A 24,500-nucleotide genomic window follows, 5' to 3' on the forward strand; every position below is an offset into this window, starting at 1 on the left:
CCTGAGCACGCGCATTCATCACCGTTGACGCTTCTTCATTGTCCATGAACGGAACTGCGCCCAGGCGGGGTTCTGATGATTCCGTCACGTCGACTCGATCCTCACGAAAAGCTGCCCCGAGGTAGACGTGATTGATTTCGACTCCCAAAACGCCTGCAATCGCAAGAAGTTTCGATAATGAATCGTGCAATTGAAGTTTCGCATCACGCCATTTTGGTGCTTCCATTGTCTTCTTGCATTCGACGATATGGACATCGATGCGACCATCCTGGTGACACACAAAAACGCGCCGTCTGCACTCTTTTCACCTTTAAGAAATAAAAAATACCCGGTCGATTCGAGATGCCACGAGATGCAGTGTGTCTCCTCTGGAAGCTGGTACTCCACGTGGGCTTCTCCCGCTTCCTTGGTCTCGCGCACGACGACTGAATTCGGCGGATCGACGAATTCGAACAAGGGTTTGCCGTCGCTTCGCTTCTCCTTGATCCAACGTTGTATTCGCGTCTTCAGGTCACCCAATCGATCAATCATGACACCACTTCGTGTTCCGAGAGGAGCTCCGTAAGCTCAAAGATTTCATCGCTCAAGCTGGCAAGCGACGCGTTGAACGTAGGCATGACGAGCCCACTTGGCCTTTTCTTCATTTCGACGACGCTCGTGCGCGTTCCGGCATCATCTGACTTGAACTCGTACCCTGACACGTCATCCTGTTCGAGATAAACTTGCGGACCATAGCCTAGTTTCGCTTGGGCTTCCGCACGTTTGTCGGCGGCGAGCGAACCAAGCTTGATGAAGTTGTTGATCTGCTGGCAGAAATCCGGGCTGTGCGTCGTGACCACGACAAAAAGCCCTTTACGCACGAGTCGAACGATGACTTGAGCTACGAGTCGTTGTAGCTCGGGGTGGAGGTGGGCTTCGGGTTCTTCATAGACGAACAGCGGAAGACTTGATGCATACCGAAGCACAGCAATAACTGGTGTTAGTTCAGTAACGAGGGTTGACGAGAGATTCATAGGCAACGGTTTGGATATTCCCGCGGGATAGTACCAATACTCATTGACCGCAGAATTCCCAGAAACCAGTTCGACTCTCCCCATAAGCGCCCGTTCAAGCCAATCAGCTTCTTCTCCGAAGTCACGCCTTCCTACTCTGCTCCTTAGGCCGAATGCCATCATGTCGATGAAGTGAAAAGAAGGTGCGGTCAACTCAAGCCGATTATCGACATCGTCCTGATGCCATCGCTCCAAGCTACGGCGCGCTACCGCCTTGTAAAGCTGCATGAATCCTGTGCGAGATGCCAGTAAATAAACGGGATCAATTCTCGAATATGGACCATCAAATCGTCGAAATAACCGCGTCAATCGATAGAATACAATTCTTCTCACGAGCATGTCGAGCGCAGCAGCCCTGAGCTCGCGAATATCGTTCGTTTGCGGATGGGTCTTGATGCTCGTCGTCCCTGGCCCATCGGTCAAGGTTAGGACGTGCTTCTCCGGATCGTCTCGATCCGTTGACCATGCAAACGCCATTTCCGACGGACACGCTTCGTTCTCCCAAGCAATACGACGGGCAGTAATCTGCTCACTTTTGAAAATCCGCTGAATGAGTACAGCGCGGTTTTTCTCGAGCATTACGCGAAAGAGTCGCTCGAACAGCTCTATGTCTGCACGATGCATCGCTACCTGAACGGGCGTCGCGCCTTCCACAATGTGCTGAGCCACCCACGCTCTGCAAGCTTCCAGCTCCGGCCCCTCCGGCGGCTCGAGCTCCCCCTGCATCGCCACGACCCCCCAAATCAGCGACGCCACATAGCTCTTCCCCGTGTTGTTCGGTCCGACGAACAGCGTCAGCGGCCGTATATCCACCTCGGCATGCTCAATCTTGCCGAGCCCCTCAACCGTGAGCTTCCAGTGCGGTGTCATCGCCGTCCTTATGTCAGCTTTGCCGCGCAGGTTCAACCCTCATGAACCCCCTACCCCGCCTCCACCGCACCACGCCACGCAGCTCCGCTCGCGTAGCCCACACGCGCCAAGCGGGCTTCAGCGGCGTCGTAATCCAATACGCCTGCCCACCATGAGCGCCGCTGCCATGCCGAGAATCAACGCGGCCCCGACAGCAGGCTCGCCGGCCAGCGTGCACCCGCCCGAACCGCTCACGGCCTGCACATCGCAAACTCTCGCGGCGAGGTTGACGGGAAGAAGTGGACGCCCGAAGACAGTGGGGGCCATTTCGCGACGACGCAAGGCTCGCTCTCCGGATTGCTCAAAGGCGTGTTGCCGAAGGCAAATATATACAAATTCAAGTCGACGATGCCGCTGCGCGAAGTCATTGGGGATATCAATCGTTATTTCCGAATCTACAAAACGGCTTTCGCCTTCATGGGCATCACGGCCTGCGATGAATGGATGAAGCTCGAAGCGCTGAGTCAATCACCGTCGCAGCAAACACTGACGCGGTGGGCGCCGGTGCAAACGACGCCTCAGCCCAAATTCGAGCATTGGGTATGGTTGTCGGGCCCAATTCAGCAAGTCAGTATTGGCTACCAATTCGACTTCTGGACGTGGCGGGACAAGTACAGCGTGCAGGTGCGCACCAACGTAATGAAGGACTATATTTATGGCTTCATTGCGGGACACGTCGACATGACGTTCGTTTAGCATCACGAAAAGCTTGGGTCGATTTGATCGAAGGATGGACTCGCCCGGGAATTCGTGACCTCGCTGCTTGGCGGGGTGCGATGGTTTACGACGGAGAATCGTTTTCGGCAAAGACATCCTCGCACGACGTTGCATGCCGCAGCTTCTTGGTCCACGCCCGGATTTGCTCGATGCTGGCCGATTCGATTCGGGTTGTCACGGAAGGCGTGAGTGCCCCGAATTGCTCTTCCATGATTTCTCGGAGCATGGCGCGACGACCTTGCAGGTCACCTTGCTTGTAGCCTTCGTCGAGGCCCTTCTTGTGTCCTTCGTCGAGGCCCTTCTTGTGTCCTCTGTCTTCGGCGGCTCGTTTCAGTTTGACGATTTCCGGATTGTTTTTCTTGATGAGCGCTTTGGCGACGTCGATTTCTGCTTGCGCCCGATCCAACAAGGCCCGCACGGCAATGGGCCGAATCAAAGCTTCATCTTCAATGAAACTACCTGCGTCGAGCGGCACGAATTCGTTCTTCTCGCGCGACCACTCACCCACCGTCCCCGTCTTGACGAATATCCCAAATATCCGGCGAATCCCACGATACGCCAGATCCTCGGCCTTTTGTTTCGCCCGGCCCGGCGATTGCTCATTGACCACTTCGAACGACAGCTCTTCCAAATACCGCGCCCCGGTCGCCGGGTCGTTTCCAGACCTCCGCACACTGCCGTCGGTCGCAAAATCCGACCCTTGCGTGACGCGCGTCAACAAATCCGAGCTCGACGTGCGGTCATCTTTGACATGCGCCAAGAGAACGAAGTCCACACGAGCATGCGCATCCGCATGGTCCTTCTCCGCCGGCTGCGCCACCATCCGCTCGCCGCGAATCACGATGTCTCGCGTCACTTCCGGCTCGACCAAATGGTCGTCGACTCGCGGAAACGGCCCGGGAGCCGGCGTAGGCGTGCGCTCCCGACTCGGCAAAACATACGTCGAAACACTCGACACAGTCCCCGGAGCCAACATCGCTCGACCACCGTTGTACCCGTTGTGCTTCGGATCCATCGAGCACCGAGTTTACACGGCTGGATCCACAAGAGCAAGGGAAAGTTTGGAAAAAAGTTTGTCGAGAAGATTTGCACGATGTGCGTGCTCGTCGGCTGGCGGCTGGAACGCTGGCTTTGGCGGCGCTGCGGCAATGATGGCCGCCACCTCGGTCCTCGTTCGCCTCGCGCCTTGACGCGAAAACGGTCTCCGCCCCAAGCCGAGCCGAATAGCCAAGCCGCAATCTGCGTCGTTTTTCCGCGGTTCGAGCATTGGCGAGACGAACCGCTACCACCATCATTGCTCGGACGAAGCGCCGAGCTCGGCCAATGCATTGCGTATCGCTGTCTCTCGCTCCGGCGTATTTCTCCTGGAGGTTGGCACCGACCGGCAGAAAATTGGGTTCCGTCGGTGAACGCGCGAACATCCACCACGGCAACCGCAACGAAGGCACTTTCGAGCAACCACCAACTCGACGGCATAACGACGCCAGGAATACCCACGATGAAGAATCAAAGGCACATTGAACCTTCGAATTACGTCCTCACCAACATTCTTGCTTGCACGGTTTTGTCATTCATGATCGGGTGCGGCGCCGAGAATCCCGAAGGGCACGGGGGCGCCGGAGGCAGCTCGAACGGGTGGGCCGGCGCTGCGGACAGCAGTGAGAGCATTGCTACGAATGAATCCGATATTGTCCACGACCCTCGTTGGGACGCGCCCGCGGGGATCGAGCAAGCCATGGCGCCTCCATCGAATGCGACGGCATGCACGATGGGATCGCAATGTCCAACTGGGTATTGCGTCGACGGATTTTGTTGCGATAGCAAATGCGACAACAAGTGCATGGCGTGCGGCGCAGCGAAAAAAGGAAGCGGCGCCGATGGCATCTGCGGGTCGGTCAAATACGACACCGATCCCGACAACGACTGTCCTTACGGCGCGTGCGATGGGAAAAACATGTGCAAGAACTACAATGGTTTTACTTGCACGTCGTCGACGCAATGCTTGTCGAATTATTGCGTCGATGGATATTGCTGCGGCAACATTTGCATGGGCGAGTGTCAAGCGTGCAGCGCGGCGAAAAAAGGCAGCGGAATCAACGGGGTTTGCGGCAACATCGCCGCGGGTACGAACCCGGATGGCGAATGCAACGGTGGCGGCACGTGTAACGGTTCGACGTGTACCACACCACAGACGAAACAAGCGAATGGCACGGCATGCTCGACGTCGACACAATGCGCGTCCGGCTATTGCGCAGATGGCGTGTGCTGCGACAATTGGTGTTTGGGGACGTGTCAGGCGTGCACGGCAGCCAAGAAAAACCAGGGCGCCGATGGCGTGTGCGGACCGATTGCCAACGACAAAGACCCCGACGAAGAGTGCTGGGGTGGTGCATGCAATGGCGCCGGCGTGTGCAAGCAATACAACGGCGTGCCTTGCTCGGACAAGTCGCAGTGTTTGTCCGGGTATTGCGTCGACGGCTTCTGTTGCGGCAACATCTGCACGGGTATGTGTTACGCTTGCTCGGAAGCGAAAAAGGGCCAAGGGTACGACGGCGTGTGCGGTCCCATGGCGAGCGGCAAGGATCCGGAAAACGAATGCAATCCGGGAGAATGTAATGGCTCCGGGACATGCAATCAGCCTCAAACGCCGCAAGCCAATGGCACGACGTGCGTGTCGGGCGGACAGTGTGCTTCGGGCCAATGCGTCGACGGATACTGTTGCGACACCGCGTGTACGGGCATCTGTCAAGCATGCAGCACCGCCAAAAAGGGCAACGGGGCGAATGGGACATGTGGTCCGATTGCATCGGAGACCGATCCCGAGGGCGAATGCGGCGTCGGTGGACGGTGCGGAGGCAATGGGACGTGTCGCTATTACAATGGCGCGCCGTGTACGTCGACCGGGCAATGTTTTTCGAATTATTGCGTGGACGGGGTATGTTGCGGCAACGTTTGCACGAGCACATGCTATGCGTGCAGCGCCGCGAAAAAAGGTCAAGGGTACGACGGCTCGTGTGGGCCCATCGCCAACACCAAAGACCCCGACGACGAATGCAACCCTGGTGAATGCAATGGCTCGGGCGCGTGCAACCAATCGCAAACGCCGCAAGCCAACGGCGCCGCATGCTCGCTGGCAACGCAATGCGCTTCGGGATTCTGCGTCGACGGCGTATGCTGCGACTCGGCATGCTCGGACACGTGCACAGCGTGCACTACGGCGAAAAAGGGCAGTGGCGCGAACGGGACGTGTGGGAACATCAAATACGACACGGACCCGGACAATGAATGTCTTGCCGGTGCTTGCTCCGGAAGCGGCACCTGCCAATACTACAATGGTGCCACGTGCACGAGCACGGCGGAATGTTTGTCGAACTATTGCGTCGATGGGTATTGCTGCAACAATCATTGCGGCGGAACCTGTTACGCGTGCAGCGCAGACAAAAAGGGCGGTGGACTCAATGGATCCTGTGGCCTCGTCGCTGCCAACACCGATCCGGACAACGAGTGCGGAGTGACGTGTGATGGTGCCGGCGCGTGCATCAAAGCGCCCAATGGAACGACGTGCGCTACGGCAACCGATTGCGTGTCGGGCCTCTGCGTGGACGGCGTATGTTGCGACAATGCGTGCACGGGGACCTGCATGGCGTGCAGCGCGGCGAAAAAGAGCAGCGGCAGCGACGGTACGTGTGACGTCATTCTTGCGAATACCGATCCCGACGACGAATGCCCGCTCGGCAAATGCGACGGTGCAGCCGCGTGCTCGGTGCTGTTGGCGAATGGCAGCGCGTGCAGCACGGATGCAGAATGCGGCTCCAACCATTGTGTGGACGGTGTTTGTTGCAATACGGCGTGCACCGGAACCTGCTTCGCATGCGACGTGGCGGGGTCCGTGGGAGCGTGCACGCCCATCCCCGCGGGACAAAGCGACCCGACCGGGACCCCCGCGTGCAATGACATCTGCAATGGCGCAGGTCAATGCATCAAAGACACCGGCGGCGCCTGCACGTCGGGCAGCGAATGCGTGAGCCGCATCTGCAACAAGATGGTATGCGACTCGCCAAAGCCTGCCAATGGCCCACTCCAATGGATGACCATCCCTACGGGCTACAACCTCGATGTGAACGGAATCGCGGCGTTCAACAATGGGCAAGGTGTGGCCGTCGTCGGTTGGTGGACGGATAGTATGCTCAAAGGGTCCTTCAGCGCCGACGGTATGCCAAACCTTATGCATTATGGCTCCTCCAGCAATCAATGGTCGCAGTATAGCTCCATCCAAACGGCCCGAGGTGGCGTGGTGGCGTCGTACGAAATGACCGACAGATGGTGCACTGTCCCGTGGGAACCGTGCAACTACTCCTGCGACATTTCGCAACCATCGGGTCTCGGATTCGCTCCTCTACACCATCTCATCGGTAAGAACGACGCCGGGCAAGTCGGCGCCATCGTGCCGTCGAACTACAACAACTATTGCGCTCCCATCTCCTACGGAACAATTCTGCCAAACGACCAACTCCTACGCGCTTCCGCCGGTGGTGTTACGGAGTTGAGCATGCCAGTCCCCGCAGGCATTCAGACGCCGATCGTCCTTGGCCCGGCAGGAGAATTCCATTGGAGCTCCGGAGCGAGTCTCATCAAGACGAATGTGAACGGTACGCCGCTATGGACCAAGTCCCCGATAGGCTCCATTGCAAGCTCCCAATGGGATGTCGATGCGGCCGGCAATATCCTGATCGCTGTGAGTTTTTCCGGCACCATCAATTACGGCGCCGGTCCGATGACAGCCGCAGGACCGCAAGATCTCGGCCTGATCAAACTCGATCTGGCAGGCAACGTCGTGTGGCAAAAACAGTTCGGCAGCAGCATGTTCACAATGGGAGACGTCAATGGCTTGTCGCGCACGGCAACGGGCGATATGACGGTATGGGGCAATCATACAGGACCCATCGACTTTGGCACGGGCACGCTTTCAGGCGCGAAGTTCATCGTCAAGTTCGATGCCTCCGGAAACGCGCTATGGCATGTCGACCTCGTGAGTGCCGATATGCTGTTGGTAGCTGGAGATCTATCCGGTGCCGTGTACGTGGCTTCGCCCAACAACTACACCAACGTCGATTTCGGCTGGGGCGCGGTCAACGCGCTCTTCATGGCCAAGTACCAGTGAACGTGCAGTGCATGATGCGCCGACGTTTGTCGGCGCATCCGTTCGCATTTTCTTGACTTGCTCCGATCCGCTCGCTGTGCTGCGAACTCCTCGATGAGCCGATGCCCGAACGCAGCCCAAACAGGTCGTCAAAAAATGGTTGCGGCAAAGGGGCAATCGTTCGATGATCGCGCCCGGATTTTCCCAACGGCACGAGCGTCGTCGTACTCGTGAGCCGCAACAAAGCACGGCCCATGCGCGCCAAGTCGAAACAAGGCCACGCTCGCCACGAACAAAAGCATGAAGTCACCGTCGATGCGCGCCCGCCAAAGCGTGCCAACGAATGGGGTCATGGCGCTGCGACGCCGGAGAACAGCGAAGCTGAACGCGGCGAATCGCCCACGATGCCGTCGCCCGGCGACATTTTGCTCGGCAAATACTGCGTCGAGCGAGTGCTCGGGCAAGGCGGCATGGGCACGGTCGTGGCGGCGCGGCACATCGAGCTTGGGGAGCTTTATGCAATCAAGATCATGCTGCCCGATATCATGGACAAACACGATGCCGTGAATCGCTTTCTGCGTGAAGCGCGCGCGTCCGCACGACTGAAAAGCGACCATGTCGCACGCGTGCACGACATCAGCCGCCCAGATGATGGCCTCCTGTTCATGGTGATGGAGTACCTCGAAGGTACGGACCTAAAGACGCATCTCGCATCCCATGGCCGTCTTCCCGCAAAGGAAGCAATCACGTACGTGCTGCAAGCATGTGAGGCCATTGCCGAAGCGCACGAGAAAGAAATCGTGCATCGCGACATCAAACCGGCGAACTTGTTTCTCACGCGAAAACCAAAGACCGGCGCACCGATCGTGAAAGTGCTCGATTTTGGCATCTCCAAACAGCTCAATCCAGCGCCCGGCTCGGACCTCACCAAAACCGGCGCCATGCTCGGATCGCCGCTTTATATGTCTCCCGAGCAAATGACCCATGCCCGCAATGTCGACGCGCGAACGGATATCTGGTCGCTCGGCGTCGTGCTCTACGAGCTCGTGACCGGAAAAGTGCCATTCGAAGGTGAAACGCTGACGCAGGTGGTCCACAGCGTAATGAATGTCGCCCCAAAGCCCATACGCGCGCACGTGCCCGATGTTTCGCCTTCGCTCGAGGCGGTGATTCAGCACTGTCTGGCAAAGAATATAGAGGGCAGATATCCCAACGTCGAAGCGCTACAAAAAGCGCTCGAACAGGTGCTGGCGGGAGCGTTCGTCGAAGAATCGTTCGAGGACACGTCACGCGCGGGTTTGTCGCAACCAGACGACAAAACGCAGGGCAACGAGGTGCGGGCAAGCGCCGCAACGTCGCAAAATGATTCGGAAAATCGTCCACCGACAAAACGAACGCGCGCCGCGGTCGCGGCTGTCATCAGCGTGGTCACCGTCCTTCTTGGAGCTGGCACGTACGTGAGCATGCGTTCGCCCTCGCACACGGAGACAAACTCGAATGATCTCAGCGCAAGGGCGGAATCAGTCGACACAGTGCCCGTCGAGCAGCCACGGGCGCCTGTAGGATCGGCGTTGGCCGAGCCGGTCGTGACTGCGCAGGAAGCGAGCGCCGCTGCATTGCCGAGTGCGAGTGCCAAGGCCGCATCGAATCTGCACGGAGCGACGTTCGCATCGAGCACGACGACAGCACGTACGGGAGCGCCGAAGGGCTCGACGAAATCAGTTGATGATGCAGCGCCATCCGCGTCAGCGGCGCCGAAAGCCGAAAACTCCACGGTGGCGCCAGCGCCGACGGATGGCGGGGCACGCAAATGGAGGAAAGGGCCACTTTGATTTCGAGATTGCACGCAAGCAGCGGGGCTCGATGGACGTGTGCATGGGCATGTTCGAGCTTGGTGCTCGTAGCTTCGGCAATTTCGCTTGGACAAACGATTGACCCGCAAAGAGCAACGGATGCGCAAGCGCTGTATGAGCAAGCCGTCAGCGAGATGGACGCCGGAAAGTTCGCGAGCGCGTGCAAAAAGCTCGAGGAAGTGACGCGGCTCGTGCCCGAAGGTGTGGGCGGCAAGTATACGCTGGGGGAGTGTTACGAACAGCTCGGGAGATTGGCGAGTGCGTGGACGCAATTTGCATTTGCCGAACAAGTGGCGATGCGGCTCGGACAAACCGATCGGGCCGAGGATGCGAGCAAAAGAGCGGCAGCGCTGAAACCGAAGCTCGCTACGCTGTCGATCATCGTTCCTGCGGTGCTGAGTCAGGTGCCGGGCATATCGATCGTGCGCAATGGCGTGGAGTTACGTGAGCCGCAATGGGCAACGGCGCTCTACGTGGACGCTGGTCAACACGAGCTGGTGGTGACGGCGCCCGGGTATACGACGTGGAAAAAGCGCATCGAGGTGTTGACCGACGGTGTGAATGTGAAGTTTTCGGTGCCCGAAGGTGCCATCAAGCCGGACCCCAAGGCAAAGCCGCAAGGCGGGGAGCCAATCGTTCCGGTCGTGATTGCGCCGCCGGCTCCGGATCGGACGTGGCAAATGCCGTTGGGTATGGCAAGTGCGGGGGTGGGAGCCGTCGCCATCGTGGCGGGAGCGATTTTTGGAGGCGTGGCCATTGCGACGAAAAATGATTGCAACGCGGACGGCCATTGCGATGTGCAAACGAATCGTTGTGACGAATTCGGCCGACTCATGCGCGAAAAGGCCGTGGAGTGGGGCAATGTGTCGACAGGGCTCATCATTGCGGGAAGCGCGCTCGCTGCGGGCGGGGTCCTGTTGTGGGTGACCGCTCCGCCGCCGAAACAAGGCAAAACGGACGAACCGAAGCCGAATGCGCGCGGCGGCGAAGTGCGGGCGGGCATTGTCATGGCGCCGGGATGGCTCGGAGCGCGAGGAACGTTTTGATGCCTGGCCTTCAAAACAGAATGTGCGGCAATTGATTGCCCATTTCTCCCGCTTCATCACCTCGAGTTTCCTTATCGCCGAGCCCGAGCTGTCCATAATAATTCGGACCCCAGCATTTGAGGTCGCCGGTCGTCAGTAGGGCGCAGGCACAACCCCCCACCGCGACGCTTGCGACGGTCGCGCCGGTTCCAAGGTTCACGAAAGGCAGATTGTCTCCCATTTCATTGGGCTGGTCACCGCGATCGAACGCATCCCCAATGCCCAGCAATCCCAAATTGCGGCCCCAGCACTTCACGCCTCCGTCGAGCAATACCACACATGTCGATACGAACGTGCTAATGCTTTTGGCCTTCTGATCCAGTCCAAGGTCGACCGTTGGCAAGTTGTCTCCCATCTCCAGAGGCTCATCGCCTCGATTCATGACATCGCCCCGACCGAGCTGACCATACATGTTGCCTCCCCAACATTTGACGGTAGCGTCATTCAGGAGCGCACACGCATGTTCAAGACCGGCGACCACGGCAATGGCTGTTTTTCCTACCCCAAGATCGACAGCAGGAAGAGCATCGCCCATTTCATTGGATTCGTTACCTCGATGATTGGTATCGCCTAAACCAAGTTGACCCACACCATTATTGCCCCAGCACTTGACGTTGCCATCATTCAGGAGCGCACATGTAAAGCCGACGCCCAATGACAACTCGATGGCCGTTTTGCCCGTTCCCAAATCGACTGCGGGCAATGCGTCACCCATTTCATTCGGTCCATCACCACGCGGCAATGTATCGCCCAGACCAAGCTGTCCGACGTCGTTGGCTCCCCAGCACTTCACGGTGTCGTCGTTCAGAATGGCGCAGGTGTGGCCCCAGCCAGCCGTGATTGCCGTGGCCCATTTCATCGTTCCCAGTTCCACCGCAGGCAGATTGTCCCCCATTTGGCCCGGCATGACGCCTCGATGCGTGTTGTCACCCAATCCGAGCTGCCCGACTGCATTTCTCCCCCAGCATTTCACGCGTCCGGTCGTCGACAGCGCGCACGTATGTATTCCTCCAGCAGAAAGCGCGACGGGCACCATGTCCGTTCCCAAATCGACTGCGGGCAAGTTGTTGCCCATTTCGAATGGTGCATCTCCGCGGTGTTGCTGGTCCCCCAATCCTAACTCTCCGTAGTTGTTCTGGCCCCAGCACTTGACTCGCGCGTCGTCGAGGATGACGCAACTGTGCCCGAGATTGCGCCCAATGACGACCGTCGTCGCCAAATGCCGGCACATCGCAGGACAGCCATCGCCATTCACCGTATTGCCGTCATCGCATAACTCGCCCGTCTGCACGAAGCCATTTCCGCAAATATATTCCTGGCACGTTTCGGAACAACCGTCATTGGGCTCGACGTTTCCATCATCGCAGGCTTCGCCAAGCACGGATGACAGATAACCATCGCCGCAAAAGCAATCCGTTCCTTCCTCGTTCACCGAGCCGTCGCAATCTTCGTCCAATTGATCAGCGTCGCACGTTTCGGTGCTTGGTGTCCGTTCTCCTTCACAGGGCCCGAAACCGAGCCCGCCATGACAAACCATCGTGCCGCCATGACAAACACCCTGGTTCTCCGTGCCTGCGGGGCCGGAATAACACGGGAGCACCTGACTCGGTTCGCAGATGCATCCGAGTCCCCCTTCATTCGTTTGCCCATTACAATCATCGTCTTCGGGCGTGTAGCAGGTTTCCTCGATGGGCAAGACTTGTCCAACACATCCGCCAATGGGTTTTCCCTGCGGATCACATGCCTGCACACCTTCTACGCACGCGCCTTTGCCCTTCGTACCGGGTGGACCATCATAACAAGGGAAGTTGGACTTTGGCATATGCACTGGCGTGGGTCCGTCGCACGCGTCTTCGGTACACGGGTCGCCGTCGTCGAAGTCGGTGGGTACGACAATGGTGCGCGTTTTTCCGAGGCCGTCACATTGCACCTGGACGCAGTCGCCCGGGGTTTGCTGCGCAAGCGCCGTTCCTTCGATAGCATCGACGAAAACGCATGTGCGCTGCTCACAAGCGACCGCCTCACGGCAATCAGGAAATTCGACCGTGCAGTCGTCGATGGTCGAGTAAGTCGCGCCATGCACGCGAGGGAGTCCTTCGAGGATGTGCGCGATCGCATTGCAGCTAGGATTGCCACCCAGCACGAGCGTCGTGAACAGCGCAATGCACGACGAACGAAATCGTTTCATCGGGCCAAACCTCGTCATGGGGCCACGAATGGCAATAGGTCTCCTTGCTCGTCGACATCGTCGCCGATGCGCAGCGTATGACCCAATCCGAGCTGACCCAATTGATTCCATCCCCAGCACTTGATGCGGCCGCCCGTCACGATCGCGCAATCGTGATCGGCTCCGGACGCAATGACCGTTGCCATTTTACCGGTTCCAAGATTGACGGTATCCAACGACCTGTTCCAGCATTCGACATGACCATCGTCCACTAGAGCGCACGAGCTCGTCATGGCTACCGCCGTTTTTCCCGGTCCCAGATCCACCGCCGGAAGATTGTCACCCATCTCGTTCGGTTCGTCGCCGATTGGGGGATTGAGCTGCCCCCAGCACTTGATGCTGCCATCGTTCAACAATGCGCAGATGTGATTGTAATTCGCTGCAATCTGTACGGCCGTTTTTCCCGTGCCCAGATTGACCACAGGCAAAGCATCACCCATGTGCTCAGGCAGAAACCCACGAGACACGTTATCGCCAAGCCCGAGTTGTCCATCGTCATTGCGTCCCCAACACTTCACGCTGCCATCATTCAGGATTGCACACGTGTATTGATGACCGCATGTAACGGCGACGGCTTTTTTTCCGGTTCCCAAGTTCACGGCCGGCAGCATATTGCCCATTTCCAAAGGCTCATCGCCGCGAGTCGCATTGTCCCCCAATCCAAGCTCACCCGCACCACCAGATCCCCAGCATTTGAGCTGCCCGTCGGACAGAATGGCACACGTATGCATGGTTCCTGCGCCGATGGCAATGGCAGGTTTGCCCAAACTCACAGCAGGAAGCTTGTCGCCCATTTCATTGGGATTGTCGCCTCGGTACAATTGATCACCTAGGCCCAATCGTCCATGTCCGTTGCTACCCCAGCATTTGACCGTACCTCCCAATAAAATCACACAGACATGACTTTCTCCGGCAACGATGTCGACGGCATCGTTACCGCTACCCAGACTGGCAGGCGGCAAATTGTCGCCCATTTCATCAGGGTCGTCGCCACGCACTTTCGTATCGCCAACACCAAGCTGTCCGGTAAAGTTCGTTCCCCAGCACTTCACCGGGCTATCCATGAGAATCGCGCACGTGAACTTGTTCCCGGCCGCGATTTTCACCGCGGATCGCAAACATAGTGCAGGACACGCGTCATCGCTCCTCGTGTTGCCATCATCACAACTTTCCCCCTGTTGAAGGCAACCATCACCACATCTAGCGCCGAGGCATCCGTTCGTGCAGGCATCCGTGTTGGATGCATTACCGTCATCACATGGTTCACCCGCCTGGATCACGCCGTCGCCACAGGTTGCAAGCACGCAATCGTTCCGGCACTCGTCCGTATCGTTCGAGTTACCGTCATCGCAGGTTTCGCCGCGCGCAGGCGACACGAAGCCATCTCCACAGATGCAATCGAATCCCTCTTCGTTGGACGTACCATCACAATCTTCATCCAAATTGGCGATATCGCACGTTTCTGCAATGGGAATCTGCTGGCCCTCGCACGGCCCATATCCTAGGCCGTTCGATTTACATGTCTGCAATCCAATCTTGCAAATGCCCGTACCAGCCGTACCGGGCGGCCCCGTATAACATTCCGTCGTTTCACCGGGGAGGCAGTTGCAATTCGCGCCCTCTTCGTTCGTTTCTCCATCGCAGTCGTCGTCGTCGGTCGTCGAACACGTCTCCTCGGCGGGCAGCACTTCACCCTGACAATTGCCAAATGGTTTTCCAGTAGAATCACATAATTGAATGCCATCCCGGCAGATCCCCTTCCCTCGCGCTTCGGTTGGTCCGCTGAAACAATGATAAAATGGCTCGACGCTGTGGACCGGGACCGTACCTTCGCAATGGTCGAACGTGCAGGGATTGCCGTCGTCCCCTGGATCCGATGGGTCGGGGACCCACTTAACGCGACCTGTACCGTCGCAGACCTTCTTCACGCAATCTCCCTGAGTTTGCTGGGCGAGCGGTGAATCTTGGGGCATTGGGACGAAGATGCAGCCCAAATCGACTTCGGGTAAGGCATTGCCCATTTCACCCGGCACGTCACCGCGATGATTGGTATCGCCGAGGCCGAGCTGCCCATGACCATTGTCTCCCCAGCACTTGATTCGGCCGCCCGCGAGAAGCGCACACGAGTAACTCCATCCGGCAGCGATTGCGGTCGCCACTTCGTTCGTTCCCAAATCGACGGGGGGAAGATTGGCTCCCATTTCACCAGATTGGTCTCCTCGGTGGTTCGCGTCTCCCAGTCCAAGCGCTCCGTTCCCATTGTAGCCCCAGCATTTGACGGTTCCATCCTCGATGAGCGCGCAAACGTGGTACATTCTCGTCGAAATGGCCACGGCCTTCTTCGAGCCATCGATGTCCACCGCGGGCAATTTGTCGCCCATATCCGTCGGATTGCCCCCGCGCCACACCTCGTCGCCGAGGCCGAGCAGTCCATAATAATTGCCGCCCCAGCATTTGACGGTACCATCATTCAGCAGGGCGCAGGTGTGACCGTATCCAGCGGCAATCGCAACGGCCGTCTTGTCGGTTCCCAGGTTGACGGCGGCAAGCGCATCCCCCATTTCATCAGGCTCATCGCCTCGATGAAGCGTGTCACCCAAACCCAATTGCCCCGAGTCGTTCCTACCCCAACATTTGACATTTCCGTCAAGTAGCAGAGCGCACGAGTGTTCGAAGCCCGCGGCAACGGCGATTGCGTGTTTATCCGTGCCGAGGTCGACGGCGGGCACATACCCTGGCCTCGTTTCAGGCGTCGCGCCACGCCGCTCGGTGTCACCCAATCCGAGCTGACCATAATCATTGTCTCCCCAGCACTTGACGCGTCCGTCAATGAGCACGGCGCAGGTATGGTCATGTCCTGCTGCAACATCGACGACGGGGAAAAAGCACGTGGAGGGGCAACCGTCACCATCCAGAACATTGCCGTCGTCGCAGCTCTCTTCGAACTGATGAATGCCATCGCCGCATGGGGCATTCTTGCAATCCGGCAAGCAGCGATCCGTCGGATCGAGGTTCTGGTCGTCGCATTCTTCGCCAAGCAAGGATGCTACGAATCCGTCGCCGCACGTAGAAATTTGACACAGCGGATTGCACGCATCCGCCGCATCGATATTTCCGTCGTCGCACATTTCTCCGTGCGAAACGACATTATCACCACATGTACAATCCAAACCGTCTTCGTTCACCTCGCCGTCGCAATCCTCGTCGACGAATCCCGGATCGCAATGTTCGACGCCGGGGACGACTTCGCCTTCGCACGGGCCATACGCGATGCCATCGGCGGAGCAGGTCATGAAGCCGTGGCGGCATACTCCAATCCCATCCGTACCGTCCGGCCCCGAATAGCACGGCAGGGCAAACCCCGGCGTGCACGCGCACCCGTCGCCCTCTTCATTGACGAATCCGTCGCAATCGTCATCCTGCGGCGTGTAACACGTCTCCAACCTTGGAACCACCTGTCCTTCACAAATTCCGACGGGTTTGCCGGTCGCATCGCATGCTTGAAACCCCGCTTTGCAGAGCCCTTGGTTCTGCGTGCCCAGTGGGCCGGTATAACATGAAAAACCATTTTGCAGTGTATGTGTTGGAGCAAAACCATCGCACGCATCGAGAGTGCAAGGATTGCCGTCATCCGCGTCGTCGGGAAGTGGAATCTGTTTCGTGCCGCCCTTGCCGTCGCATTGCGTCTGCATGCAATCACCTGAAACCTGCATCGGCAGCGGGTTGCCTTCGATGGCATGTTCGAAGATGCATCGGTTCTCCGTGCAAGCCACCGCCGTTCGACATGCCGGTTCCGCCACGGTGCAATCCGCCAAGGAAATACATCCATCAGCATCGAGCGCATTGCCGGGCCAAATATCGGCGAACGCATTACATCCACAAAAGCTGCCCACGAACGCAAGCGATACGAACCGGAACGTTTTGCTGAGCAAGTTCAGGTTCGTCGTTCGCACGGTCATTGTTCAACGGTATAGGCGAATGATTCTTCACGTCAAGTCTCTGCGGACGACCCGCCTTGCTTTCCGTGTGTGAAACATTTAGGGTCGGCACGTCGCCTTGTCGTCGCGCTCGAGGTACCCATGCGAGAAGCCCTTCCACTCGTCATTGTCATGTTGGCAATTTTCATTCCGAGCTGTAATTGGCTCGCAGCCATCGAGTATGCCACGGATGGCGAATGCGCCATTGCCGAGGAATGTCCGGTCGAAGTCGCCGAATGTCGCAAGGCCATTGCGTGTGACGCGGGACGATGCGTGTACGACGATATGCTTGCTGGCACGCTGATCCCAGGCCAGAAGCTGGGGGATTGTGTGGACGTCGTGTGTAATGGATCCGGTGGTAAAAAGGTCATTCCCGCGCCACTCGATGTGGAAAACGATGGCGATCCGTGCACCATCGATTCGTGCGAAGGAACGTTGCCCAAACACGTACCGGGGCGTGAAATTCCGTGCTTCAGCGGCCCTGCAGAATTGATCGGCATTGGCGCGTGCCGCTCGGGCACGTTGTATTGCGATGCGTTTGGCGTGCCCATCTCCGGGTGTTTGGATGAAGTCGCTCCGCGGCCAGAAACATGTCTCTCTCCGCTCGATGACGATTGCGACGGCGAGGTGAACGAAGAAGGTGAAGGCTGCATTTGCACGCCTGGCGAGGTCGGCGAATGTTACACGGGAGCAATGGGGACCGCGGGCACCGGCGAATGCAAAAAGGGCCTGCAAGCATGCGCCGATTCCGGCAGCGGATTCGAGGAGTGCAAGGGCGAAGTGGTTCCGCGGGACGAGGTTTGCGATGCCGCCATGATCGACGAAGATTGTGACGGAGAAGTGAACGAAGAGGGCGCGGATTGTTTTTGCGGAGACGGCTACGTATCGGTAGGCGAAGAATGCGACGATGCGAATCAAGACAATGCCGACGCGTGCTCGAGCACCTGCAAAGCGGCCGTGTATGGCGACGGCATCGTGCAAAGCGGCCTTGGAGAGACTTGCGACGACGGCAATGTCATTTCTACCGACTTCTGCACCGCACAATGCCAACCTGCAGCCTGCGGTGATGGAATCGTTCAAATCGGCGAACGCTGCGATGATGGCAATACAATCGATGGAGACGATTGTCCGAGCATTTGTTCGACACCGGTGGTACGAGTCGTCATGGGTGAATACCACACCTGTGCATTGCTCGCGGACGGTCGCGTCAAGTGTTGGGGCTTCAATCAACGCGGGCAGCTTGGGCTGGGAGACGTGGTGGATCGGGGCAATGCACCGAATCAAATGGGCGAGAATCTACCAGCAGTGAATTTGGGTGCGGGAAAAACAGCAATGGACATTGCTGCGGGCAAATCGCATAACTGCGCAATCCTGAACGACGGGCAAGTGAAGTGCTGGGGCTCCAATGATTGCGACTCGAGCTCGTATGGGAAGCTCGGTCTCGGCGAGATCACGCTTGCACGGGGCGTCAACATGGGACAGATGGGCGATGCACTTCCGGCCGTGGATCTCGGCACGGGCAGGACCGCGATCAGCATTGCTGCGGGGCACGAGCACACCTGCGCGCTGCTCGACGATGGCAGCGTCAAGTGTTGGGGGTGCAATCCTTATGGGGCACTCGGACTGGGAGATGAAGAATTACGGGGCGATTCTCCTGCGGACATGGGTGATCTTTTACCCGCGGTCGATCTGGGGACGGCCAAAGTGGCGACGGCCATTGCCGCCGGAGTGGCTCGCACATGCGTTCTTTTTGCCGATGCGACGCTGAAGTGCTGGGGCGCCAATTATCATGGTGCGCTCGGATTGGGTGACAAGAATCATCGTGGCGACGGTCCGAATGAAATGGGCAACAATTTGCCCACGATCGACCTGGGCACGGGGAAACACGCAATCGCCGTTTCCGGCATGTATCATAGCTGCGCGCAGCTCGATGATGGCAGCGTCAAGTGTTGGGGATACAATGACTATGGAACGCTTGGCCTCGGTGATACGTGGCTTCGCGGCGATGCGCCGGGGGAAATGGGAAATGCCTTGCCGGCAGTCGATCTAGGCACGGGCGTGACGGCCGTTTCGCTTGCCGGAGGCTACGACCATACCTGCGCGGTCACCAGTGATGGGCGCGTGAAATGCTGGGGAAATGGGCATTCGGGCGGGCTTGGTTTGGGCTCGACGACGAGTCGTGGCGGATTACCTGGTCAAATGGGCAATGCGTTGCCATTCGTCGACCTGGGATCGGCCAAGTTTGCGGTGGGCATTGCTGCGGGACGCAATTCGACATGCGTCGTCTTCCACGATGGGCGCCTCAAGTGCTGGGGACGCAATACCTATGGCCAACTCGGCTTGGGCGACGAGGCCAATCGCGGCGACGAACCAACCGACATGGGCGACAACCTCGCACACGTGCCGCTTTGATCCGTCCCGCAGCCGAATGGGACGAAAGTCGTCGGTCGACAATGCTCGAAATATTGCAGTATTCCTCGCTCAGTCGCCCTAGCTTTCAGGCGCTCGCGACGATGATTCAATGGGCTGCTACTAACGTCCGCGCGCGAGCAATTCCGTGAACAGCAATCGCTGCATCGGCTGACCGATATCCTTCATCAAGAGCACGCCCCACGCGCCGACGAGCCCATCGGTCCCGTCCCATTTCACGGCCCCCGATGCATCCGTCACCTTCACTTTTGGCCCCTCGGTCTGCACCTTTCCAATGACGTCGTTTCCGGCTTTGACTTCGATTGCATCGCCGACCTTGCTCAACGAAAACTTCTTGTCGTCCGCCGTGAAAACGACGTTATCCGTGGATAGCGCGACGCTCCAGGTGGGTTTGTCTTTCGTCCGAAGCTCGAATCCATCAGCCGTGGGAACGACGAGGTATTCATTCGCTGCGGTTTTATAGCGACGTCCTCCTTCGTGTGCGGAGCCTTCGAATATCGTCCCGCCCATATTCAAGGTGACCACATCGCCCTTCGATTCGACTGTATACGCAACGCCGCGCCCCGGAGAATGGGCTTCCCATTTCCCATCGCGCACTTTCGATTCCGGCTTTGCAACAGCCGCATTCGACGCAGGTGCCGTCGTCGCTCCCGCCTCCGGCGAAGCCGCCGGTGCCGTCGGTTTCGTGACCGCGGGCGCCTGGGCCGATTTGTCTTCGCAACCAGGCATCGCCGCGAACATCATCACGAGCAACGCGGAAAAAAGCACTGTGTTTACGCGTGAATGCAACATGGTCATCCTTTCCCGGGCGGAACCTGACCACGTATCGACATTGATGTCAACCCCAGAAGAAGTCACCGCTTCCGTAGGTGAAAATGGCCTTGGGACTGTATCCTCGGCTCGATTTTCCTGAGCGCCTCCTAAAATCTCCCTCGTTCGAGCGAAAGCATTGCAAAAGCCCCCAGAGTCGTTCTACACTCTACACTCGCCCCTCAATGGAGGTTCCATGCCGCGCTTTTTTCGCTTTTCCGCCCTTCTTGCCGCAATCTCGTCCGCCCTCGTCGCTTTCACGGGTCTGTCTTCCCCAGCGCACGCCACATGCCTCACGTCGTGCAAAGCCGAGCTCACCTTCGAGGATTGCACCAAGCCTCCGATGGCCACTTGGCCCCTCGGTACACCGCTCGCCTTTACCTCCAGTTGCGAAACCTGCTGCAGCGCGCCCGGCGGACCATTGAACTGTAGCCCCTCCCCCGTCGATACATCCACCTTCAGCATTCGCGACGGAAGCTTCAATCCCGTGGCCGGCACGTTCGCCCCCATAAACAAGAAATGCGCCGACACGGACCTGTTTGGTTTCAATGGCACGCTCGAGCTCGGACCACACGAGCTCATCTCGGACAACCTCATTCTCGTGCAATTCGACGTCGTCGAACCTGCAATGGGCTCCGGCGGAGCTGGCGGAACCGGGGGAATGGGCGGCGGCTCGGGAGCAATGGGCGGCAGCAGCTCGTCGACCAGCAGCGGTTCGGGCGGAGCGGCGCCCGGACAAGGCGGTGGCGATGACGAATCCGATACGGGATGCGCTATTGGAGGGTTTTCGTCCGAGAGAGGTGCCGGAGGTTTTGCCGTCGTCGCATTCGCATTACTTGGCCTGGTTGCGGGGCGGCGATTGTCTCGTTCAAGCTAGCGCCAGGTGACCGAAAGGCTCGCGGGCGAGATTTCGTACGGATGGACGTCGACGCCACCTTCATTCGGTCGAGCGCGCGCGACGCGTCGAGCAAACAGCGCGCACGTGCGCTCGAGCTGCAAGCTACGCGCAGCGATCTCTCGCTAACCAATTTCGGGCTCTGCGGGCGTCAATGCCTTTGCATGGCTCACGACAGAGAATCGTTTTCGGCAAAGACATCCTCGCACGACGTTGCATGCCGGAGCTTTTTGGTCCACGCGCGGATTTGCTCGATGCTGGCCATTTCGATGCGGGTTGTGACGGAAGGCGTGAGCGCGCCGAATTGCTCTTCCATGATTTCTCGGAGCATGGCGCGGCGGCCTTGCAGGTCACCTTGTTTGTGTCCTTCGTCGAGGCCTTTCTTGTGTCCTTCGTCGAGGCCTTTCTTGTGTCCTTCGTCGAGGCCTTTCTTGTGTCCTTCGTCGAGGCCCTTCTTGTGACCTTCGTCGAGGCCCTTCTTGTGACCTTCGTCGAGGCCCTTCTTGTGACCTTCGTCGAGGCCCTTCTTGTGACCTCTGTCTTCGGCGGCTCGTTTCAGTTTGACGATTTCCGGATTATTTTTCTTGATGAGCGCTTTGGCGACATCGATTTCTGCTTGCGCCCGATCCAACAAGGCCCGCACCGCAATGGGCCGAATCAAAGCTTCATCTTCAATGAAGCTCTCTGCGTCGAGCGGCACGAATTCGTTTTTCTCGCGCGACCACTCACCTACCGTCCCCGTCTTGACGAATATCCCAAATATCCGCCGAATCCCACGATACGCCAGATCCTCGGCCTTTTGTTTCGCTCGGCCCGGGGCTTGCTCATTGACCACTTCGAACGAGAGTTCTTCCAAATACCGCGCTCCGGTCGCCGGGTCGTTTCCAGACCTCCGCACACTGCCGTCGGTCGCAAAATCCGACCCTCGAGTGACGCGCGTCAACAAATCCGAGCTCGATGTGCGGTCATCTTTGACATGCGCCAAGAGCACGAAATCCACACGAGCATGCGCATCCGCATGGTCCTTCTCCGCCGGCTGCGCCACCATCCGCTCGCCGCGAATCACGATGTCTCGCGTCACTTCCGGCTCGACCAAATGGTCGTCGACTCGCGGAAACGGCCCGGGAGCCGGCGTAGGCGTGCGCTCCCGACTCGGCAAAACATACGTCGAAACACTCGACACAGTCCCCGGAGCCAACATCGCTCGACCACCGTTGTAACCGTTGTGTTTCGGATCCATCGAGCACCCAGTTTACACGGCTGGATCCACAAAAGCAAGGGAAAGTTTGGAAAAAGTTTGTCCAAAAGATTTACACAATGTGCGTGTTAATCGAGAACACGACGATCCCGTATCCAGGTTCAGTGGGCCCCGAGGCAAGCGTGCACGAGTCGGTCCTCCGCGCCACCTGAAGCGAAAACGGTCTTCACCACAGGTGCCGGAGGCAAACACTGTCACAGCGGCGTTACAATCGCCCGCTTCGACGTGTCACGACGCCGTTACAGTGTAACGATAGCATGACAATCCAACCCACAGACGCACGGACCATATTCGCGCACCAACGCCCCAGCAGCTCACGAGCACAGCGCTCGAGATAAGCCGCATGTGATGGCAAGATCCTTGCTATGATGCCGCTCGACAGGGACTCGATCGTCAACGCCCACAGGTTGTCGCACCGCACACTCACGTGCGCCGATTTGAAAAGAACGCGCCGTCTCTGGTTTGTCCTGACCGCGGACATGGAAGACGTCTGAATGAAAATTTTGGTATCCGCATTGTTGAAATCCGTCGTGGCACTCGCCTGCTTGGCCGTCGGAGTCAAATTGACCGGCCTCTACAAGAGCCACGTTTCGACGGCAACGCTATTCGTGATCATCGGCCTGTTCATCTGGGCAGACGCGCTCAGAAATTGGTTCCGCGACGAACGCGAAATTGACCTGAAGCTCCCCGTTGCGGTTGTCATGGTCGTTTACGGCATTCTGGGCGGTCTTTTCTTCCGCTGGTGGGGAGAATGGCTTCACGACAAAAAGCAGCAAATAACGCATTTTAACGTCGACGATCACATGGCCGCGTACACGAAAACGTATTTTAAACAGTACGTTGGAAAACGGCCAAACGTCAGCAAAGTACTCATTGTGGACGTCCGCAACCGCCAGGTCCATCCCGCTACCTTCGCACTTCCAGACGAAATGAAACCCTCGAGAGCAGAAGAGGTCGATACGGTCGTGCAAGTCGACTGCACATCGTCCTCGACGTACAATTGCACCGTGACGGCCGTCAGCCTAACGGATCAAACGGTGCTGACGAAAAGCAGTTATCGAGGTTCCAAATCCGCGCCCGTTCGTGAAGGACAAACGTTGGCGGGGATCGATCAGGACATCCTGACGTTTGCGAAGTTATTGAAGTGATTCACGAACGACTTCGGCTCGATGAACACGGCAGCGGCTTCGTATTGGCGCAACATGCGGTCCAAGACGGCATCGAGCATTTGAACGTGCATGAAGATTGGGGAAGCGAGGAGCAATGCGGGGCGATAGAGACGAAAAGAACGGCACTCACGCAACACGAATGCTGGTACGGAACGTGCCATCGATTCGCAGGGAGGAGCCATGAACGCGCCTACGACGAATGACGTACCGGCCGAGGGGGCCGCGGAGCAGATTGCGGAGGCCATGCTTCAGGCCGGGAGATCCAAGGCGGAAACCTGGCAGGCGCTGGTCGACAAGAAGTTTGACGCGGCAACGGCGACGGCGACGGTCAATGCGGTCGCGAAGCGGTACGAGGTTCGATGTTCTGCGTGCGGCACTTCCGTGCTGAGCTCGGACACGACCTTATCCAATAAAGGCGAACCGATATGCCCGTCGTGTGTTCAGGGGCAAAAGACAGCGGAGATGTACCAGCGCGCCAAGGAGTCTGCGAACACCAACAACCAGCTCCGTAGATGCCGTCGTTGCGGGAAATCAATGGATTGCGTCGATTACTTCACTTGGTATTACCGCTGGCAATCCATCACGACGTTTACATTTCAATGCAGATCGTGCTTCCACCGCTTCACGGGCTACGAGGGCACCCTGCCCCTCACGTTCATCGCGATAGCTGTCGGCGTGATGGTATTCGCCCTGAATGATGCGCGTTCGGACGTTGGCAGTCTTGTCCAGCTCGTGGCGGCCGCGTTGGTGATCCTGTTTTTCGTATACCGATATGTCGTTTGGTTTTTCTACCCCGTGACCGCTTGGGCTGGCGCGGAGTGACGGAGCATGATTCGCTCGCACGTGATGCGACGTTTCAAGGTCCGCACCGCAATGGGAATACGGACGTCGAGCCAACCCGTGAGGAATGGCCCCCGAACTCGTGAAGCGAAGGGGCGATGGATGAATCGCCCCCTGCAATAGGCGGGGCTCAGGAGG

Annotated in this window: 17 protein-coding genes; 9 read left to right on the forward strand and 8 right to left on the reverse strand. The window is 58.2% G+C overall.

What is annotated here, in order from left to right; translation table 11 throughout:
- Nucleotides 1-84 precede the first annotated feature (84 nt).
- The 3 genes from IPM54_35565 to IPM54_35575 all read right to left on the reverse strand — a co-directional run bounded on the left by IPM54_35565 (nt 85) and on the right by IPM54_35575 (nt 2,243).
- A complete protein-coding gene (locus IPM54_35565; protein ID MBK9265086.1) occupies nt 85-531 on the reverse strand; it encodes a hypothetical protein in 447 nt (148 codons plus the stop codon).
- On the reverse strand, nt 528-1,922 hold the full coding sequence (locus tag IPM54_35570) for an ATP-binding protein (GenBank protein MBK9265087.1): 1,395 nt from the start codon (nt 1,920-1,922) through the stop codon (nt 528-530). The genes IPM54_35565 and IPM54_35570 overlap by 4 nt, the downstream gene beginning before the upstream one ends.
- 117 nt (nt 1,923-2,039) lie before the next feature.
- Entirely contained in the window at nt 2,040-2,243 is a 204-nt protein-coding gene (locus IPM54_35575; GenBank protein MBK9265088.1) for a hypothetical protein, read from the reverse strand.
- A 27-nt stretch (nt 2,244-2,270) separates the two neighbouring features.
- On the opposite strand from IPM54_35575, the gene IPM54_35580 reads away from it, so the two are divergent.
- Entirely contained in the window at nt 2,271-2,657 is a 387-nt protein-coding gene (locus IPM54_35580) for a hypothetical protein (GenBank protein ID MBK9265089.1), read from the forward strand.
- A gap of 85 nt (nt 2,658-2,742) precedes the next feature.
- Here the strand turns inward: IPM54_35580 and IPM54_35585 are convergent, their stop codons facing one another.
- Complete coding sequence (locus tag IPM54_35585) at nt 2,743-3,693, reverse strand: hypothetical protein (GenBank protein ID MBK9265090.1); 951 nt, start codon at nt 3,691-3,693, stop codon at nt 2,743-2,745.
- On the opposite strand from IPM54_35585, the gene IPM54_35590 reads away from it, so the two are divergent.
- The 3 genes from IPM54_35590 (at nt 3,679) to IPM54_35600 (ending at nt 10,717) form a co-directional block, all read left to right on the forward strand.
- Nucleotides 3,679-7,839, forward strand: a complete 4,161-nt coding sequence (locus tag IPM54_35590; protein ID MBK9265091.1) for a hypothetical protein — start codon at nt 3,679-3,681, stop codon at nt 7,837-7,839. The genes IPM54_35585 and IPM54_35590 overlap by 15 nt on opposite strands.
- A 233-nt stretch (nt 7,840-8,072) precedes the next feature.
- On the forward strand, nt 8,073-9,650 hold the full coding sequence (locus IPM54_35595; GenBank protein ID MBK9265092.1) for a serine/threonine protein kinase: 1,578 nt from the start codon (nt 8,073-8,075) through the stop codon (nt 9,648-9,650).
- 62 nt (nt 9,651-9,712) lie between these two features.
- On the forward strand, nt 9,713-10,717 hold the full coding sequence (locus IPM54_35600; GenBank protein ID MBK9265093.1) for a PEGA domain-containing protein: 1,005 nt from the start codon (nt 9,713-9,715) through the stop codon (nt 10,715-10,717).
- Nucleotides 10,718-10,727: 10 nt separating this feature from the next.
- Here IPM54_35600 and IPM54_35605 read toward each other — a convergent pair whose 3' ends face one another.
- Nucleotides 10,728-12,944, reverse strand: a complete 2,217-nt coding sequence (locus IPM54_35605; protein ID MBK9265094.1) for a DUF4215 domain-containing protein — start codon at nt 12,942-12,944, stop codon at nt 10,728-10,730.
- 14 nt (nt 12,945-12,958) lie between these two features.
- Nucleotides 12,959-16,942 (reverse strand): DUF4215 domain-containing protein, encoded by a 3,984-nt coding sequence (locus IPM54_35610; protein ID MBK9265095.1) that lies wholly within the window; start codon nt 16,940-16,942, stop codon nt 12,959-12,961.
- Nucleotides 16,943-17,062: 120 nt separating this feature from the next.
- On the opposite strand from IPM54_35610, the gene IPM54_35615 reads away from it, so the two are divergent.
- Complete coding sequence (locus IPM54_35615) at nt 17,063-19,372, forward strand: DUF4215 domain-containing protein (GenBank protein MBK9265096.1); 2,310 nt, start codon at nt 17,063-17,065, stop codon at nt 19,370-19,372.
- A gap of 120 nt (nt 19,373-19,492) precedes the next feature.
- Here the strand turns inward: IPM54_35615 and IPM54_35620 are convergent, their stop codons facing one another.
- Entirely contained in the window at nt 19,493-20,182 is a 690-nt protein-coding gene (locus IPM54_35620; GenBank protein MBK9265097.1) for a hypothetical protein, read from the reverse strand.
- Nucleotides 20,183-20,396: 214 nt separating this feature from the next.
- Here IPM54_35620 and IPM54_35625 point away from each other — a divergent pair, with 214 nt between their 5' ends.
- Nucleotides 20,397-21,077, forward strand: a complete 681-nt coding sequence (locus IPM54_35625; protein MBK9265098.1) for a hypothetical protein — start codon at nt 20,397-20,399, stop codon at nt 21,075-21,077.
- A 187-nt stretch (nt 21,078-21,264) separates the two neighbouring features.
- Here the strand turns inward: IPM54_35625 and IPM54_35630 are convergent, their stop codons facing one another.
- Nucleotides 21,265-22,335 carry a hypothetical protein gene (locus IPM54_35630; GenBank protein MBK9265099.1) on the reverse strand — a complete coding sequence of 357 codons (1,071 nt, stop codon included), beginning with the start codon at nt 22,333-22,335 and terminating at the stop codon, nt 21,265-21,267.
- Between the two features lie 512 nt (nt 22,336-22,847).
- On the opposite strand from IPM54_35630, the gene IPM54_35635 reads away from it, so the two are divergent.
- Genes IPM54_35635 through IPM54_35645 form a run of 3 tightly spaced genes read left to right on the forward strand, consistent with a single transcriptional unit; the run spans nt 22,848 to nt 24,344 of the window.
- The gene (locus IPM54_35635) at nt 22,848-23,501 is read left to right on the forward strand and encodes a hypothetical protein (GenBank protein MBK9265100.1); all 654 of its coding nucleotides are present in this window, start codon (nt 22,848-22,850) and stop codon (nt 23,499-23,501) included.
- The gene (locus tag IPM54_35640; GenBank protein ID MBK9265101.1) at nt 23,498-23,725 is read left to right on the forward strand and encodes a hypothetical protein; all 228 of its coding nucleotides are present in this window, start codon (nt 23,498-23,500) and stop codon (nt 23,723-23,725) included. The genes IPM54_35635 and IPM54_35640 overlap by 4 nt, the downstream gene beginning before the upstream one ends.
- Nucleotides 23,703-24,344 (forward strand): hypothetical protein, encoded by a 642-nt coding sequence (locus tag IPM54_35645; protein MBK9265102.1) that lies wholly within the window; start codon nt 23,703-23,705, stop codon nt 24,342-24,344. The genes IPM54_35640 and IPM54_35645 overlap by 23 nt, the downstream gene beginning before the upstream one ends.
- The last annotated feature ends 156 nt before the right edge of the window (nt 24,345-24,500 follow it).

This window comes from Polyangiaceae bacterium (assembly GCA_016715885.1).
Lineage (GTDB): Bacteria > Myxococcota_A > Polyangia > Polyangiales > Polyangiaceae > Polyangium.